Origin of the sequence: Nitrosovibrio sp. Nv4, assembly GCF_900215485.1 — a bacterium.
Lineage (GTDB): Bacteria > Pseudomonadota > Gammaproteobacteria > Burkholderiales > Nitrosomonadaceae > Nitrosospira.
On record NZ_OCMZ01000001.1, the window covers coordinates 381,060 to 398,181 of the forward strand.

14 protein-coding genes and 1 pseudogene are annotated in these 17,122 nt (G+C 52.1%); 1 reads left to right on the forward strand and 14 read right to left on the reverse strand.

The window, feature by feature from the left end; genetic code table 11:
- Positions 1–82: 82 nt before the first annotated feature.
- The 12 genes and pseudogenes from CRO05_RS01585 to xrtB form a co-directional block, all read right to left on the reverse strand.
- A complete protein-coding gene (locus CRO05_RS01585; RefSeq protein WP_097065539.1) occupies positions 83–922 on the reverse strand; it encodes a WecB/TagA/CpsF family glycosyltransferase in 840 nt (279 codons plus the stop codon).
- A 7-nt stretch (positions 923–929) separates the two neighbouring features.
- Positions 930–2,159 carry a glycosyltransferase family 4 protein gene (locus CRO05_RS01590; RefSeq protein ID WP_097065540.1) on the reverse strand — a complete coding sequence of 410 codons (1,230 nt, stop codon included), beginning with the start codon at positions 2,157–2,159 and terminating at the stop codon, positions 930–932.
- 112 nt (positions 2,160–2,271) lie between these two features.
- A complete protein-coding gene (locus CRO05_RS01595) occupies positions 2,272–4,485 on the reverse strand; it encodes a beta-galactosidase (protein WP_097065541.1) in 2,214 nt (737 codons plus the stop codon).
- Positions 4,486–4,540: 55 nt separating this feature from the next.
- A pseudogene (locus CRO05_RS01600) lies at positions 4,541–4,789 on the reverse strand (DDE-type integrase/transposase/recombinase); the annotation flags it as partial.
- Positions 4,790–4,950: 161 nt separating this feature from the next.
- Positions 4,951–5,655: a methyltransferase domain-containing protein gene (locus tag CRO05_RS01605; protein ID WP_159462686.1), complete on the reverse strand. Its 705-nt coding sequence runs from the start codon at positions 5,653–5,655 to the stop codon at positions 4,951–4,953.
- An 88-nt stretch (positions 5,656–5,743) separates the two neighbouring features.
- A complete protein-coding gene (locus CRO05_RS01610; RefSeq protein ID WP_097065543.1) occupies positions 5,744–6,979 on the reverse strand; it encodes a polysaccharide pyruvyl transferase family protein in 1,236 nt (411 codons plus the stop codon).
- A gap of 49 nt (positions 6,980–7,028) precedes the next feature.
- Entirely contained in the window at positions 7,029–8,570 is a 1,542-nt protein-coding gene (locus CRO05_RS01615) for a lipopolysaccharide biosynthesis protein (RefSeq protein WP_097065544.1), read from the reverse strand.
- On the reverse strand, positions 8,567–10,024 hold the full coding sequence (locus CRO05_RS01620; RefSeq protein WP_097065545.1) for a hypothetical protein: 1,458 nt from the start codon (positions 10,022–10,024) through the stop codon (positions 8,567–8,569). The genes CRO05_RS01615 and CRO05_RS01620 overlap by 4 nt, the downstream gene beginning before the upstream one ends.
- Before the next feature lie 434 nt (positions 10,025–10,458).
- Positions 10,459–11,448: a GDP-L-fucose synthase gene (locus CRO05_RS01625; protein ID WP_097065546.1), complete on the reverse strand. Its 990-nt coding sequence runs from the start codon at positions 11,446–11,448 to the stop codon at positions 10,459–10,461.
- 12 nt (positions 11,449–11,460) lie between these two features.
- Positions 11,461–12,591, reverse strand: a complete 1,131-nt coding sequence (gene gmd / locus CRO05_RS01630) for a GDP-mannose 4,6-dehydratase (protein ID WP_097065547.1) — start codon at positions 12,589–12,591, stop codon at positions 11,461–11,463.
- Positions 12,569–13,255 (reverse strand): exosortase-associated protein EpsI, B-type, encoded by a 687-nt coding sequence (gene epsI, locus CRO05_RS01635; protein WP_097065548.1) that lies wholly within the window; start codon positions 13,253–13,255, stop codon positions 12,569–12,571. The genes gmd and epsI overlap by 23 nt, the downstream gene beginning before the upstream one ends.
- Positions 13,256–13,257: 2 nt before the next feature.
- Positions 13,258–14,172 (reverse strand): exosortase B, encoded by a 915-nt coding sequence (gene xrtB / locus CRO05_RS01640; protein ID WP_097065549.1) that lies wholly within the window; start codon positions 14,170–14,172, stop codon positions 13,258–13,260.
- Between xrtB and CRO05_RS01645 the strand changes: the two genes are divergently transcribed.
- The gene (locus CRO05_RS01645; protein ID WP_159462687.1) at positions 14,165–14,548 is read left to right on the forward strand and encodes a VanZ family protein; all 384 of its coding nucleotides are present in this window, start codon (positions 14,165–14,167) and stop codon (positions 14,546–14,548) included. The two genes, xrtB and CRO05_RS01645, sit on opposite strands and share 8 nt — an antisense overlap.
- Positions 14,549–14,742: 194 nt before the next feature.
- Here CRO05_RS01645 and epsG read toward each other — a convergent pair whose 3' ends face one another.
- Both epsG and epsF read right to left on the reverse strand, forming a co-directional pair.
- A complete protein-coding gene (gene epsG, locus CRO05_RS01650) occupies positions 14,743–15,672 on the reverse strand; it encodes a chain length determinant protein tyrosine kinase EpsG (RefSeq protein WP_097065550.1) in 930 nt (309 codons plus the stop codon).
- Between the two features lie 23 nt (positions 15,673–15,695).
- Positions 15,696–17,111: a chain length determinant protein EpsF gene (gene epsF, locus CRO05_RS01655; protein ID WP_097065551.1), complete on the reverse strand. Its 1,416-nt coding sequence runs from the start codon at positions 17,109–17,111 to the stop codon at positions 15,696–15,698.
- Positions 17,112–17,122 lie beyond the last annotated feature (11 nt).

Sequence of the window (17,122 nt, forward strand, 5' to 3'; positions counted from 1 at the left end):
TACACAGACCGACATCCCCGCTGATTAAAGAATACTTTCAGGCTCGTCATTAGAGGTACACCCATCTTTTTTTTGCATCAAGTTATTTTCCGGACTTGCGCACTCCGCCGGAGCCGGGCACTTCATTTGAAATAGCTTTTGCCTTATCAAACTCTCCCGAAAACCAGTCATATAATGTTCTAATAATAAAATGTGAGTTGTTTATCAAATAGCGCTTCCATAGCCGTCGCGGCTCGGACCATAATCGATGAAGCCACTCCAGTCCATTCGATTGCATCCAGAGTGGAGCACGCGAAACAGCCCCGGCATGGTAATCAAAAGCAGCTCCCACCCCAATCATAACAGCGTGTATTCTGCCACGGTGTTCCGAAATCCATTTTTCCTGCTTTGGGCATCCCAGGCTGACAAACAGAAGACCGACACCGTTCCTGTTGATGCTGTCGCAAATCTCATTATCCTCGTCATGGGTGAGCTGGCGAAATGGCGGTGAGACGCAATAGGATATGTCGAGCTGTGGGAAGGTCTTCTCCATAACTGCGCGCAGGCGTTCTAGCGTTTCCGGCGCAGACCCGAAGAGTCCGACCTTGATGCCGCGCCGAGGCGCATCGGCGCATAGATGCCACATCATATCAGGACCATTGATTCGAGTTTGACCTGAAAACCCCTTGCGCCGCAAAGTCCAGGCCACCGGAGCTCCGTCCGCGGTCACCATATCCGCCTCTTCAATGACTTTGCGATGGCTGCCATTTCGCCCTGCTGTAATCACTGAATGAACGTCGCAAACACATACCTGACGCGCTTCCCGAGCTGTGGCCCAGTTACAAACTACCTGTCGCACCGTTGGCCAGTCGACCAAATCAATGGGAATACCGGCGACTAGGCCGTATTGCCTGCCGGGATAGGTGGGTTTGATTTCTTCCATGCTCTTTTTACCTCTTTTGTGTTCGAAAGCTCGAACTGAGCTTTCGATAGTTCTGATAAACCGGTTCTAACACCTCAGCCGGACGGAAAGGCTGGATCGCTTGTATTGCGGGCGCTCCCCCGTAATGGTTGAGATTATCAAGCACATCCTCGAGACACATGGAAAACCCTTCCACGCTTTGATCCGCGGAGATAGCACCGTTCACTTTGGGGCACACCACTTTGCGCACCTCCCCCACATCGGTGGTCGCGACCGGGAGGCCTGCTCCAAGCGCTTCCAGAACTGCCATCGGCATACCTTCGTAAGTCGACGAAAGGGCGAAGAGGTCGGCCGATGCAAGAATGGTAGCAATTTCAGCAGGTCCCCTCAGCCCAAGAAACCGCACGTGCGCCGAAAGGCCTTCTTTAACGACTCTTTTCTCGAGCCCAGCCCGCAACACACCATCTCCTATGAAGAGAAGCACAATGTGCCGTCCCCTAGACACAAGTCGCCCAAAAGCAGACAGCAGGAGTTCAGGATTTTTTGTTATATCAAGTCGGCCAACAAAAATGATCCACGATGCGGCCGCATCGATATTTAATGTTGTAGCGAGACGTCTCCGCTGCTCTGCCCGGAGATCATCTCGTAAGGGAGAAAACACTTCCGTATCAACCCAGGTTGGGATGTATCGAATCATTGTGGAAGACGCCGGATATCTGGTCTCAAGTACCGCAGTGAACTGCTTGCTAACGCACCACGCTGAGGAAAGTCCCCGTACAATTTTTCGTTCCATCAGATCGTAAATACGAGGTAAATACTTCCAGCGGAAATCGGTTTTTGTCGCTCTGTGGATAACTGAGTAGTCAGTATGGAAAAAAGCGTTTTTGGGTCGTGAGTCGCCGAATAACAAGCCTGGCTCGATGCGATGCAGTTCCACTATATCAAAGTCCTGATACACAGCCCGTGGTGCCAATGCGACTGCGGCGGTGTAGCGCAGCGAAAGTGGCACGTAGGAACGGTCGCCTGCATTCGCGACCCAGACGGCTGGAAAAAAGTCGAACTCACGCCGTCCAAAACTGCAGCGCGTCCAACGACCCACGGGCCGTGCGACCGGATCAGTCGTCATGCCAACCAGGCTGAATTCGATGTCCTCTGGCGCCCATTTAACGATACCGCGAATGAACGTGTCAATACCGCCAGGAACAATGCCAACTGGATCAGCGGGGTAAAAGATGCGAACGCGTATAGTACTCATCATGCATATTCATTTTTATCATCGGTCAAGGTCAAGCCCCACGGGGTCAACAGCATGGGGCGTCTACATGCAGAAAAGCGGAGAAAATCCCGACCGACCCGCTTACCATCGCCATTCATTCGGCGGCAATCTCGAAAAAAAGCGCTGGGCCATCGCGCAATTTTGACGTGTCCAATCGCAGTTCAATGGCACCCGGCACTGGAACGAGGGAAACCGCCTGCCGGCGCGCGCCACTGAGGGAGAGCGGCCAAGCCTTCAGCTTGGCGTCGCCTTCGGTTGCGATTTTCAGCGTCGCAGAAACCGTCTGCACTTGTGGAGGAAAACCTCCAAGAGTCTTAATTGCCGTCCGCTCATCATCCTTGAACTTCATCCCACTGTTGATTGCGTCAGTCAGCACCCACAAAAGCAACCGTTTGCTTTTTGCGATTGGCTGATTGTCCAGTGCTGAAAGCGCGAAGAGGGCGGGGCCGCTCGCATCCTTTACAGTGAGCGGCCCCGTTGTGGCTGACCCGCCTCTAAGGACCAGCGCCACTGTTTTGGCCGTTAGGACCTCTATCTGTTTTGTCTGATTATTAAACACGACCTCGCCGGTATCCGACTCGAATACCCCCGCATCCAACCGGGTGCGATTTGAGGCTTCGATAATGTCCGCATCGCGTAAGACAGCGAGCGGGCTATCGCCGGAACCCAGACCGGACCGGGTTAGCGCTGTATCCAGTTTACCAGACCAGATCGACCTTCCGGTTGTCATCTCGAACGAGACCTCGCGTTTGAGATTTTTCACAGGGTCTGAGCGAAAATCAAGCCCGACAGCGGATACGAAGGCCAGCTTGGAAAGACTCTCCGGCGCCCGTTCCCATCCGGCGCTATGAGTTAGCGCTCGCTCCGCGTCCAGGTGCAGGTGAATGCGGCCTTTCGCTGTCGCCACGTCGCCTCGCAGAAACAGCAGCGCCGCGAGTCGCTCTGCGCCTCTGGCGATCGGATCGGCTCCTACATTAAATGGATAGATCGCCTGCATACGGGTGAACGGCGATGGTCCGTAATCAAACTGGACAGGAGTTTCGGCATATTGAGAGATCGCGTCCCAGTCCTGATGAGCGGCCACCGCCGGCATCAATGCCGCCGACTCATGACGCCAGCGATTCCAGAAAGGTTGACCATACTCTGTCACTGTAAAAGGCTTGCCCCATTGACGCGTAGTGGTGAGTCCACGGATATAACTCGCAGCATTGTCATGCACACTTAATTGCGAAATTTTAGAGCCAGGCTGCCCATGCGCGCTGGCCTCGGCATGGTAAGCATGCATATCGACCCACTGAACAGCAGTACGAGTAATATCCGCTCCGAAATGTGGCCAGTTGTCGAAGGCGGTTGTCAAGCCCTTGAAACCCAGTTTACGAACATGCGCTTCCATCGCCTTATAGCTTTTACGTTCCAGGTCGCTGACAAAACGAGCGAAGTCTGCATTGCGTGGACCGCGTCCGCGAACCGTTGCAGGCACTTCCATCACCCCGTCAACAGATTCTTTTGCTTTCAACTCGCCCCCCCAGGCGGCCCTTAGCGCTGCGTTATTTCGATAACGATCTTTCAGCCAATCCCGGAAGAGCGGACCGAGATTATCTGGATAATTGCCTTCGAGGGCGGCTAGAAAACCAACAGTGCCTTCATTTACCAAGATCATGCCCAGCATTGCCGGATCCTGTAGCGGAGCGCTGCCGGTATATGGATTCTTCGTGCCCCAAAGACGCTCGACCAGTGTCGCCCAATGCGCAAAACCCTCGGATTTAGTGAGTACGTCCATTTTCGCGTGGTGTTTTTTCACCCAACGGTGCGGGCGAACGTCGCCCCAGGCGGCATTATTGGAGGTCAAGCCATCGGTAATCCAGTAGATCCCTGCTTCCTTGAGTTGAGCAAGCAGGTAATGAAGGCGGTCAAATTGTTCCGGATCAAAATCGAAATCCTTCGAGCGGCCTGTCATGAGATGAGCGTCCAATTGATGCAGGCGCACCATGTTGTAGCCTGTGCGCTTGAGCTCCTGAACCAGGCGCTCGCTTCCGGCTTTATCGGGCAATCCCCCGTTCAGCTTACTGAACCCCATCGATGCGATGAGAAATCGCTGGGGAATGCTGCGGCGTTCAAAGCCGATATGTCCATCCTCAAGCACCTTGGCCCAGCCATGCTTGCCGGCCGGGCCCACCTCGACCAATTGGGAAAAATCGAGGGCACTCCCAGGAGCGACACTAAGTTCTTGATCTCCGAGCGGTAGCCATTGGTCTGCGGCAGCTGGTTTCGAGCTCAGGCACAGTACGAGTAAAAATAAACGTAGCATTATCAACACCTCCGACCTTTTACCTTTCGCCCACCTTCAGAATTCCGCCTATTTATTCGGGACTTCTAACCGGTACCGGTGTGAAGCAGCTGATGAATCCCGTATCCCAAGCAAAGGCAGCCGTTTCTCTGGCGGTGTAGCAACTGCCATTGTCGCTGAGCCATTCGATCGCCCTGCGGGAGCCGTGCGGCCGACCCAAAGCGCGCTCGACACTTTCAATCATCAGGTCCCGCATCATCTCACCGGTAATGCCGCCAGTAGTGGCCACATGACTGATAACTTCCCGATTACAACAATCCAGCCGGGGGGACCACTTCAATACTTCGATACCTGAAGCACTATGCATTTCAGCAGGCATATGCCTATCTCCTGTTATCGGTGCATTCCGTGTCCGGTTGAATGAGGGCTACTACACCAGGATCTGATTGACCGATATTGTGCGTCGTCCCAAACGTTGACCAGGATCTAGAGTTTTCTTGCGACAACCAGGAGATTAGGCAAAAGGGTAAATAACCCTCGACTCAATGCATCCCTTTTAATAAATCTTCCAACGACATCGTCGACTATTTGAGGGTAAAAAAGTTTGGCGAACCAAGCCAACAAGAGACTTCTATAGCCAAATAACGGTCCGCTATAAATTGTTTCTTCAACAATTTCAAACTGATGGTCCCGAAGAAGCTGCTGCAAGCGTCGCCGAGTAAATGGCATTGCATGGGTATAGTCGCAGTCAAAGAAATAATGCCCCCACTTTACATAGTCCGGACATGCGATTACCAGAATGCCATCTTCATCCAGAGCACTCCGAATTTGTGAAATTAGCTGTGATGCTTCCGCAGCACTCGTCAGATGCTCAATAACGTGAAGCAGGAAGCAGATTTGGGAGCCTCGTATCTCTGGCGGTAATGGCGGAACATAAGATTGGACAACCGAAAAACCCTCATTCCGCAGCCGAGACGCAACTGAATCACTACCCTCCACTGCCGTATACGAAAATCCGTCATCACGTGTAAGAGCTGCGATATAACCATCACCTGGACCAATTTCTAAGATATGTTTCGGATTATTAAAATGACAAATTCCAAGTTCATAGATTGATCGCGCTTGACGCAATTTTATTTTAATCCCGACTCTGAACCGATCGCGTTTCGTATACTGATTATAGATTGTCACTTGATACCTCTCCTCACCCAAGCTCTGGTTATTCCCTGATAAAACTAGTTGATGTTGGCCCCATGGAATGCCTACCTTGATAGTTCAATTAATATATTCGCGTTTTTAAATGTTCGGCTAGAACATTTGCGCTTAATGAAGCCTTGCGTTTCCATTCGGGAATGCGCTGGGCAAGCAGGGATCGGATAAAATTCTCGCTTTCCGTCAGTTCAGTAAAGGCTTTCCAAAGACTATCGCGAGAGATGCGCGGAGTTTGCAAGACAAAGTCAAGTGTGCCGAATAAATCCTTGTTTAAGCCGTAAGCCTTGGTACTATATGCGAACGATATAGTAGGAACACCTTGTGACCAGGCCGCGATGGTGGCGTGCGTGCGGCCTCCCATGAAGTATCGGCAGCGTCCGATAAGATATTTCAATTGCGCGGCATTAAAACTTCTAGGAACCAGTACCAGGCGCGCCGAAGGCCCCCCTAAGCTGGTTTGGATACGATCAAGAATTGAGGTATCGCTGTTATAGAGGCTATCATCAAGTGGATCCACATGCGGTATAAGTGCCACTCTCAAATCCGTCTCTGCCAGTACTTTTCTGAGGAATGCAACTGATTCCTCCACAAGGTTGCCTGAATTGCCAGCCCGCCGCCAGCTCTCCTCGATTACCGGGCTGATATTGAATCCCAACACGGCTCTCGATTGAGTCAAAGGGTGCACCCATTCGACCGCCTCAGGCTCGAGCGCAAACGCAGGATCAGCTACCAGCACCGCATTGTCCAACCCCACATGCTTCAGATAGGCAAGACTTTCCGTTTCCCGCACGGTAATTACGGAATATCGCTTGAGATGCCGTGCCATGTAACGTTCGAACACCGGATCCTTGAGCGGACTTATCGATGCGGCAACTAGCATGGTTGCATGGCCGGCCCGGGCGGCGGCGTCCATGAAGCCACTGGCCATGAAAAGTGAACCTGATCCATAGTCCAGAGAAATCGTGTCGCCGCCAATCATCAGTATCGCATCGCACTCCGCCATGTCCCGGAACGCATAGGACGGCAACGCATAAGACGGTTCCCAAAATGGTTTGATCCACGGCGCCAAACGAATCGCCCGATTCCACCACTTTATTGCTGGCGGTACGCAGTTTGCAGAGACAAACGTCGCTCCATATCGAGCCATTTGCGGCCACTGCTTCGCATCGGCTTCGGGATCAGTTGCGGGAACAAGAAAAGAGGTATTCTCGAACTCTTCCGAGAGGGTACTGATAACGGTGCGTGTCAGCGCCTCGCAGCCCCGATTACCAAAGTTGGTTTGACCCGCCAGGTAGAACTTCATCCTGAAACTCCACAATATTAAGAGAAGCGCTTGATGGAACAATAGTTCGCTAAAAAAAGAACATGGGCCAAGGCAGCAATCTGTTAATGGAGGATCGCTCTTCAGCCGAAAACGGCTTCAGAAGGCTGCATACAACGAGATAAGTCAGACCCAGAATGAAAGCGCACAGACCAAGATCAAGCAAGCTATTATCAGTGAATGCTCCACTCCAGTTTGCTACCCATGCAGCGCACCCACCGCAGGCTGCCAGTTTGAGCCAACTGCCCCAGTTGATCCGGAAGTGAAATTTTGCGTTGCGCAGGCACCACCAGGCAGTGCTGCACCAAAGTAACTCGCTAATCCAGAGACCTGCCACCATACCGTTTGCTCCAAAGTTATCGGAGAGAGCAATGCCCACGAGGATGCCAGGAGCAGCTGCGAAAGTCCCAGCCAACACTGCCCGACGGTCCTCGAGGGCTATGGCAACAGCGGATAAAATAGTATGCAGGCCTTGAAGGAGGAGCAAGCCTGATAACCAGAAAAGCAGGTGACCGGCAGCAAGATGTTTCCCATTGGAAACCGCTGAAACGAACTCGAATCCCCGTATACCGAAAAATGCAATAACGGGAATGAGAAAGAAGTGGTTCACCTTGAGAATTAGATTGCCGATATGAACCAGCTCATCATTGCTGCCGCCGCCGGCCCTGCGGGCGACCAGCACTGGGCGAATCAGTCCAATTAACAATTGCGCCGGCAGGTAGCGTTGCAGAACGAGGCCGAACGCATGGGCAAGACCAAACGCCGCTGCCTCCAGCACACCTAGAAAGCGGCTGATAACCATTTTTACCGCATCTGGACTGTATAACTGAGACATGCACTGGGCAACATAAAGCGGAAGGGAGAATACGAAAACTCTTTTTAGTTCGAAGGGTCCCTTGTTGCTATTTATTTTCAATCCTGCGCACACCCGGCGCAGATAAAAGAATAATATTAAAGTGGAGATTGAGAAGCCAAAGAGCGCGGCAATGACCTCCATCCAGATTACGTCCTGCAGGGTGAGGGTTCCCTTCATATACAGAAGACTAAGCACTACGGCCAACCGCGTACCGCTTCGGACTAAAATGCAAAACTGGCTGCGGGCCTGCTGCAATAGCGCGTCAAATATCAAATCGATATAACGGGCTGCGCCTTCGAATACGATGGCAAAAACATATAGCAAAAATAACTCGGAGAATACTATCAGGCCTATGGCGTCCAACAGGTTCTGGGCAAAAATGAGCAACGTTGCCGCTGCAACTGCCAGTGTTAGAAGACGGTACGTGAGCGAGCTCCACACCAGCCTAGGTAGCCAGGGCAAGTTGGGGGGCAGACGAGCCTCAGTAATATAGCGCTGCGCTATCGGATAAGCTCCAGCATTGCTGACCAGGAGTGTGATCTCCATGATCGCAACCCATATAACGTAAGCGCCGTATTCGGTCGCTGGTAACAAACGGACCAGTACGACCAGCAATACCAAACCGATCAGGCCTGATGCAATTTTGCCAACGGTGAAGTAACCCAAACTGCTTCGGATCTGCCATCCGGAAAAAGGATGGCTATGGGCATTTGTCATACTGCCGGGCTCCGGATGCCATAGGCCTTTGCACGCGCTAGGATAGCAAGGAAAAAGTAGATCAGAAACTGAACCGCCGAAGCGTCTAGAGCATCCCGGTTGTAAATGACTCCACTCAAGATCAGGAGCAGGCCGATTCCGGCGCACTCGATACTTGACTGCAACTCCAACGGTAAATCCTTTCGACGAGCAAGCCGGTAGCTTTCAATGGCACCAAGAAAAAGAACGCCTACAAAGGACACCAAGCCTAAAAGTCCAAGGTCCCACAGCAACGTTGTCACGGTCGAGGTATCGATAAGAAAATCGTAAAGTTTCGCTACTTCACCCACCGCAAATGAACTATTCCCACGACTCGCGCCCAGTCCATGTCCGACTATCATCCGAACGGGATCAGAAATATCGTGCTGGTCCCACCAGAAAATAATGGAAGCCGTTCGTCCCAATTCGCGTGTTCCCGCATTGAACAAATCCGGATCAAAAAAATATGTGATCTGTTTGTCGTAGAGTTCGGCGTAGCCACCCGAGCGGTTGCCTCCATCGTAATACATCGCTTTATATGCGGCGGCGATGCCAACAGCAACTGTCAGGAGCATAAGCACCGCAACCAGAAATCCAAGAGGGCGGGTTCTAATTTGACGAGAAAAAACCAGGGTGCCGGAAAAAAGAAGCCAGACGATAGCGGCTTTTACCTCAGCAAGAATTAGCGATGGGAGGACTAGTAAGCAAATCAATTGTAAACGGGAAAGGCTAATCTTGCGATTGCGCCATGCGACCAAAGAAACGACGACTGCCATGATGACGAAGAGCGCCATAGCAGCCGAGCGGCCCCCAAGCAGGCTCCCGCCAAAAGTGCCCGATATCGCATCCCAGCTCAAGCCTGCAGTGCCGCCCACGTCAGATAGGCCGCTTGCAATAAAGAATTTCTGATACAGGACTACGGGTAATTGAACACACGCGACAATTATGAGTGCCTTCCAAACGAGTGCCGTTGCTGTATCGAAGGGTCGGACAGCGAGGAAGGCGAGAAACACCCCAAACATGAACACATTGTTTTTGAGACCTACAACGAGTTGCGCGAGAGGTGAAAGGTTGAACCCGACAGAAGCCAATATGGTGAGGAAATATATTATCAAGGGCAGGATGAACCATGGCCGGGGCGACCGAATGCTGGCTGCGACTTTTTTTTCGTGCAGCGTTTTTCGTTCCATTAGTGCGCGCAAGCCCAGTAAGAGAGCCAGCAAATAGGGTACCCAGTTAGCTTGGGCTATACCTAGAAAATATTCCACGGAACCCGCAACCACAGTTGCGAGAATAAGCTCCAGGGTTGTAACCCACCGTAAGGGTGCGATGAAGACCACTACCGCTCCCACGGCGGCCGCCATCAGCAATGCGGCTGCCAGGGGCAATACCGCGCACAGCAACCCCACGAAAATGGCGAAAGCACCGAATAGCAAAGATATCGGGAGGGCGCTGTGTGCTAGGGAACGGGTTTGTAGCATTGGGGCGAGGACCCGAAGGTTGGGGTAAACGGTATCTTAATAAACAGATTCTCGGGAGTTCTTACAGTAAATTCGATTCCACTTGAAAGTGAAGCCTGTACGCCTCTGGCTGAGCAATAACTATCGAGTTGTATCAGTTTCCCGGACGATTGCTTCCAATGTTTTTTGGACGTTGGACGAACATGAAGTATGAATGAACTGTCTGTGACAGTCATTCCGTGCGGCTCATCAGCAAGTCGCGCTGACGAACGTCCAACGCAGTCGCCGCGTCTGCTGAAGCTCACGAATTTTATTCGGGCATGCCCATTTTGTCCCAGATCCACGTATCAAATGGAATTTCCATAAGGTTCAGTGAACCCGGCGAGGGCAGTATGTTTGCTGTTCCATAGTCAGCACTTAGTGGCGCGGAAGTTTGCATAGGCTCGAGTCAACCCTTCTTCTAACCCCAAAGTGGACCTGAATCCGAGAGCGTGCAATCTCGAAACATCCATCAGCCTGCGGGAAGCGCCATCCGGTTTGGTGCGGTCGAATTCCATGCGACCCGAGTAGCCTACAACCTTACTTATCGTCTCCGCCAACTCGCGTATGGTGATGTCCTCGCCTACCCCGATGTTTATTAGAGGTGCAAGGCCCAAAGCAGTCGACTCCAGCGGCGTCCCGGCCGGCCAGAGTAACCGGGAATAATCGTCATCCCTCAAATTCATCAGGAACACGCAGGCCTCGGCCATGTCCTCACTGTAGATAAATTCACGGCGAGACATACCCGTCCCCCAAACAGTGACCATGGGTGCGCCGTTGACCTTGGCCTCGTGGTACTTCCGTATCAATGCCGGAATGACGTGGCTGGTGTTGAGATCATAGTTATCCCCGGGTCCGTAGAGATTCGTTGGTATTACGGCCAAATACTGGGTGCCATACTGCCGGTTATAGCTCCAGCACATTTCAATCCCTGCAATCTTTGCGAGAGCATAAGGCTGAGTAGTCGGCTCCAACGGACCCGTGAGGAGGTATTCTTCCTTAATAGGTTGTGGGGAAAGGGCGGGGTAGATGCTACTGGAAGCTAGAAAGATTAATCGCTGGACCTCATTGCGATGTGCCTCGTGAATCACGTTAGTCTGAATGGTTAAATTGTCACGGATAAAATCGGCACGATAGGTATTGTTGGCATAAATACCGCCTACTTTTGCGGCGGCCAGGAAAACGTAGTCGGGCTTCTCAGCGGCGAAAAAAGCCTCTGTTGCTTTCTGGTCGGTTAAATCGAGTTCAGCATGAGTACGGGTCAGGAGATTGAGGTAGCCTTTCGCCTTAAGATTGCGTGCAAGAGCTGACCCGATCAAACCGTTATGACCGGCTATATAAATTTTGGCATTTTTATCCATGTCTATCGTTTCCTATTCATGATAGTCATAAGCGCCAAACCCGTTTTTCTTGACAAGTTCATCTCGCTCAGCGCTCTTGAGGTCCTCCCGAATCATTTCGCTGACGAGTTCCCTGAAGGTAGTCTTTGGCGCCCAGCCGAGTTTCTTCCGGGCCTTGGATGGATCGCCGAGCAGAGTCTCGACCTCAGTTGGACGGAAGTACCGGGGATCTACACGTACGATAACTCGCGATTCCCGAACTGGACATGTCTGATCGATGCGTCCTATTTCGTCGACACCGTGACCGTCCCAGTTTATATGCATACCAAGCTCTTCTGCTGCCGCGTTTACGAAATCACGGACACTATACTGAACACCGGTAGCAATGACGAAGTCGTCTGCCCGGTTCTGTTGTAGCATCAGCCACTGCATCTCAACGTAATCGCGAGCGTGACCCCAATCACGCCGCGAGTCCAGGTTACCTAGATAAAGACAATCCTGTAGGCCAAGTTTAATCCGGCTAAGCGCGCGAGTAATCTTGCGGGTAACGAAGGTTTCGCCGCGAATGGGGCTTTCGTGATTAAAGAGGATGCCGTTACAGGCATAAAGGCCATAGGCTTCGCGGTAGTTGACCGTAATCCAATAACTATATAGCTTTGCCACCGCATAAGGGCTGCGAGGATAGAAAGGCGTTGTCTCATTCTGCGGAGTTTCCCGCACTAAACCATAGAGTTCAGAGGTGCTGGCTTGATAAAAGCGCGTTTTTTTTTCCAACCCAAGGATGCGGATGGCCTCCAGTATTCGTAATGTGCCAATGCCATCCGCATTGGCGGAATATTCTGGTGTTTCAAAGCTGACCGCGACATGGCTCATTGCGGCCAGATTGTAGATTTCGTCAGGCTGGACTTGCTGGATGATGCGAATCAGATTCGTTGAATCGCTCAAGTCCCCGTAATGCAGGATAAAGTTGCGTTGCGAAACGTGTGGATCCTGATATAGATGATCAATGCGGTCGGTATTGAACAGCGACGAGCGGCGCTTGATCCCGTGAACGATATAATTCTTTTTGAGCAAAAATTCAGCTAAATAAGCACCATCCTGCCCAGTGATGCCCGTGATGAGGGCAATCTTTTTCGCTGGATCAGTTGATTCGCGCGTTGCCATTTAACTTTCTCCTATATTCCGGTTCTAAAGCATGAAGCATCTGATCGGCAAATTGAGTCTGTATGTCGTATGCATTCGCTGTTTGGCCATCAATAGACGAAACTCGGATCAGCATACCGTCGGGGATTTTGCCGGTCATACCGTATCTCATTTCAGCAAGTTTCTTCTGAAGCCCGCCTTGAAATACCCGATCGCCAACTATGGTCCAGTAGGTCACCGGCTCGTTGCGCTGGCCGAGACTGGTCAGTATGCGAGTAACAGGAATTGAACCGCTTCCAGTAGCCATGTTGCCTGCTTCTTTGCCCTCGAGCAAAAATCCCTGAGCCGGATAACAGACTTCGGGATAGTGCATTTGCATTGAATCCCTCTGGTCGTCTCCATATGCTATCGAGAGCATGACGCGATATCCGCGGCTGTTCATATAAGTGCGGCTGAGAGTCTGAGTATAGATCCTGTCAATCATCTCCTTCTGGCGGGGGTCGACAATTTGCACGGAATTCTGCTGCTCCACATGCCAGTCTCCGAACGTCTGCGGGATTATCGTTTCCAAATCGATGGCCGGCCCTTGATCGGCAATTTTCTGGGTCGGACGCAGGGCCAACGCAAGTCCCGAGGCAGCTAGCATGAGTATTAAAAGAATGAAGTTTCTGAGCCAGAGATTCATTGTTACGCGCTACTTAAGGTGCTATGGTCACGCCGCAGTTTGACGCCGAGTTGTAACAGCGAATCCACCCCAATGATCAGCAGCAGCGCACTAAGGAAGAGCACCATGCCAGCGAATCCATGCAAGAAGCCTTGCCCCGCCTCATCACCAAAATGGTAGGTAATCAGCGTTAATACCATCACGCGGATGACGTTGGCCGTAAAGGATATTGGAACGATAAAAATAGCAAGGGCGACGTTCCGGAATAAGGAATCGTGCCGGATGATGTTAAGGTAAAGCAGACCCAGTGCCTCGAGCGTAAAGAGGGTATGCAGGCCCGCGCACGCATCTGCTACGAGCAGCTTGTATTGTCCAATCTGGAGGATAACTCCCGTGCGGGCGATGGGATAGTTCGCCCAGAAAAGAATGGTCTCGGCCACATAGGAAACCGCCATCTTCATGGGCATCGTCAAGGTATCCACAACCGTGGAGGGAAGGGGAATCATGAATAGCATGAAGAAGAGCGGAAACCATTGCGCCTTGAGCGCGGCGCCACCACGCATGAGCAGGAGAATAGCCGCGAGCAGCCAAATGACCGAACCGATCTCAAGGAGCAGAATTTCTTGAGACCGGCCAACAACATAGAGTAGCAGACCTAAAATAAAGATGGGCCAGCCAGCTGCAGGGGCAGTGGGCTGGCCCTCACTCAAGCGCCACATTTCGGGCCACTTGCGATAAATAAGCCAGCAGGCAATGCCAAGCACAATGGGACCATGCGCTTGCTGGTCAGTACTCCAGATGCCTCGAAATAGATCGACCAGACTCGGCAAATAAAGTACGATTAATCCACCAATGATAGGCAACCAGATGGGTAGCTGGTTGCGCCATCCCTCCGGCAGGTTTTTTTTATTGAAGATAATTGAAGAATTAATGCTCATCTTTTTTTCGCAACGCCCATTATCTCGCGCCGTCCGCGCCACAGCCATGCTGTTGACGCTCGGGATCATCGTCAGCTTGTTTGTTGGAGGGGCGCAACCTGTCGCCGTGAACTTGATTCCGGCGCCATGGGATAAATTGGCTCACGGTGCTATTTTTGCGTTGCTCGCCTGGACAATTGGCGTTGCTAGCGGCTTGCCTGGAAGGCGCGGACTGGTCGTCGCGCTTTTGGGGTCGCTGTTGGTCGGTATGCTTGATGAATGGCATCAGATGTATCTGCCCGGCAGGCATGCAGGATGGCTGGATCTCGCGGCAGACGTATCGGGCAGCCTCACTGGTACTGCGTTGCTTGCCATAGGGCGTATAAGGGGCGGTTAGCACCATGTTAATAGTTGAGGAATGCTGATCATCCAGATTCCCGTTCCCAATAAGAGAAAGAAAGGCTGACAAAAAAACGGGAGGCAAGAACTTGCCTGATTACTCCAAAAATGATTGCAGCGCTGATAGGCAGATGTAGAGAGTCGGGTATCATGCTCACAAACCCGAGATTCGTCTCTTCCATCTTGGTTCATTCAGAAGTCGTTCAGCACTGACCCCACCGACAATGTACCTGTCTGCTGAAGACTGTTCGCTAATTCGATCGTGTCGGGCATTGAAGTAAGATTTTTGCGAACCACAATGAGGGCAGCAGACGCACGGGCCGCGATCATTTGTGTTTCGGCATAGTCACGTGCAGCAGGGGTATCGATGATGACGGCGTCAAACTCGCGTACTAGCGATTGCAACAACTCGTGAAAGCCTGAGCGACCGAGCAGTTCCTGCGGATTAGGTGGCACGGCGCCACCCGGTAGTACCGAGAGCCCAGGCAGTGAAGGCATACGGGCGATGGCCTCGATACCGACGCGACCGGCAAGCATACCGGATAAACCGGGATTGGTGCCGAGCTTGAATAATTCATGCTGGCGTGGCGCGCGCAGGTTGGCGTCGATGAGTAAGGTGCGTTTGCCAAGCTGCGAGAATACGATAGCCAGATTGGCAGCAATGAAACTTCGCCCTTCCCCCGTGCCAGGGCTCACGATGGCGAGAGAATTCAGTCGCGCCTCTGCATCGAACCAGCGCAACATAAGTTGACTTCGCAAGGCACGAAGTTTCTCGACGACCGGACTGAAAGGTTTATAGGCGGCCACTAACTGATGGTTAAGACTGTTATCGCCCGCGGGAAGGTAGAGGGTATTAAATTGACGCGATAGTGCAAAGCGAACATCGTCTTCGGTCAACAGCCCTAACTCGATGGCAGTATCGCCAAAACGCTTACCCTGCTCTATTTGCAGCCGCAGAATGCGCTCGGCGTTTTCCGCAGTGAGACGCCCGGTATCGACGAGGATGGTCCCAATCGAACCGCCGACGCCGTTGAGCTGGGCTTTACCGTAAATCGATGGCTCACCAGGATTCGTCGTCTGATTCCGCTTGAAGGTCTGGAAGGCGGCGCTTACCGGTTTCATGGTCTGGTTCCCTTTTTTGGTGTTCAGCTCGCTGTGGATCCAAGCTGTTTAGGCAACTTGGGTAGCTTGGGTAGTTTGGGGGGCTTGGAAACTTCGCGAGCTCCGCTACCTGGAATAACCGCAAGCACTGGCAGATCAATGGCCTGGAGAAGGTCTTCCGCTGAACGTATCCGGCGGTTAGCCAATTCGAGCATCAAAACAATTCCTATTCCAAGCAGTGAGCCGAGGAAAATGGAGATCAGAACGTTGAGCAGGATTTTCGGTCGAGAATGCTGGGTCGGCACTGTGGCTGGGTTCAGAGTTGCAACATTCGTCTGGACCGACTGGCTTTCGAGGCGGGTCTGGGCGGCACGCTGACTCACGGCTTCAAATGTACGTTGCGCAGCTTCGACATCGCGCATGAGCACAGCGATTCCATCCCGCTCCCTATTGAGTTCAAGCACTCGTTTTTTTTGAGCTTCCATAGCTTCCAGCAACTCTTTTTCCTTTTGCTTGCCGACTTCGTAGGTAGTGCCTATGCTGCTGGAGATTTGCCGCGTTTCGCTTGCTAGTCTTCTTCGGAGGGAGGCAAGTTCAGATTCCGCGCGCTTTGTTTGCGGATGGTTTATGCCGAGATTTACATTGCTCTCCTGAAATTTTGCCTCAAGACGCGCAATGTCCGATTTAAGACTGTTAATCAACGGGCTTTGCATCACCTCAGCCAATGTTTCGGAACTGGTGGATTTATGCTTGCTGCTGCTATCCGTGGTTTCAGTCTGAACACTGGTTAATCGCGCGGAGAGATCGTTGAGCCTGGCAGTTTCGTAATCCAGGCGCTCATCGGTGGCGACAACGCCAGTCTTCTGCTGATGAGCCGAGAGCGCTTCCTGAGCTCTTTCCAAGTTCTCACGCACCGCCCTGGTTTGATCTTCAAACCATGCCGCGGATTGGCGGGCGGGTGCAAGTTTGAGATCTTGGTTGACATCGATGTAGGCTTGGGCAAAGGTATTCGCCACCGTGGCGGTGAAATTGGGATCCTTGCCGCTGAATTCGATGTTGATGACGTTGCTCTCGCGCGACGGTTTGACGTCAAGCTTCTGCTTTAGCAGATCAGCCAACCAAGCGTTAAAATCACCTGTGCCACCCGTGGCATCCACCCATTGCTCTCGGATAACCGGGCTTTCGTCCATGCGTAGCAGCTTGACTACACGCTGAGCTACGCGATCACTATCAATAATATCTACTTGCGTAGCCATGTATGCGGGACTGGCCATACCGGGCAGAACCATGCCCGCAACAGGATCGGGCGATCTGACATCAACAACCACCGCGGAACTGGCGGTATATTGCTTAGGTAACAGCAGGCTGACCACAAGGGTGGTTAATACCGTAACCAGCAGCGTGAGAAGAGCTATCTTATAACGCGCTCGCAGGATAAGCAGGAATTGTTGGAGTGTCATTTCATCTCGAC

Excerpts from the sequence above, each read along its gene's own strand:
- CRO05_RS01645 (WP_159462687.1), top strand. The coding sequence starts at position 14,165 with ATGCTCATCTTTTTTTCGCAACGCCCATTATCTCGCGCCGTCCGCGCC.
- CRO05_RS01595 (WP_097065541.1), bottom strand. The coding sequence starts at position 4,485 with ATGCTACGTTTATTTTTACTCGTACTGTGCCTGAGCTCGAAACCAGCT.
- epsF (WP_097065551.1), bottom strand. The coding sequence starts at position 17,111 with ATGACACTCCAACAATTCCTGCTTATCCTGCGAGCGCGTTATAAGATA.
- CRO05_RS01625 (WP_097065546.1), bottom strand. The coding sequence starts at position 11,448 with ATGGATAAAAATGCCAAAATTTATATAGCCGGTCATAACGGTTTGATC.
- xrtB (WP_097065549.1), bottom strand. The coding sequence starts at position 14,172 with ATGAGCATTAATTCTTCAATTATCTTCAATAAAAAAAACCTGCCGGAG.
- gmd (WP_097065547.1), bottom strand. The coding sequence starts at position 12,591 with ATGGCAACGCGCGAATCAACTGATCCAGCGAAAAAGATTGCCCTCATC.
- CRO05_RS01615 (WP_097065544.1), bottom strand. The coding sequence starts at position 8,570 with ATGACAAATGCCCATAGCCATCCTTTTTCCGGATGGCAGATCCGAAGC.
- CRO05_RS01585 (WP_097065539.1), bottom strand. The coding sequence starts at position 922 with ATGGAAGAAATCAAACCCACCTATCCCGGCAGGCAATACGGCCTAGTC.
- epsI (WP_097065548.1), bottom strand. The coding sequence starts at position 13,255 with ATGAATCTCTGGCTCAGAAACTTCATTCTTTTAATACTCATGCTAGCT.
- epsG (WP_097065550.1), bottom strand. The coding sequence starts at position 15,672 with ATGAAACCGGTAAGCGCCGCCTTCCAGACCTTCAAGCGGAATCAGACG.
- CRO05_RS01610 (WP_097065543.1), bottom strand. The coding sequence starts at position 6,979 with ATGAAGTTCTACCTGGCGGGTCAAACCAACTTTGGTAATCGGGGCTGC.
- CRO05_RS01590 (WP_097065540.1), bottom strand. The coding sequence starts at position 2,159 with ATGATGAGTACTATACGCGTTCGCATCTTTTACCCCGCTGATCCAGTT.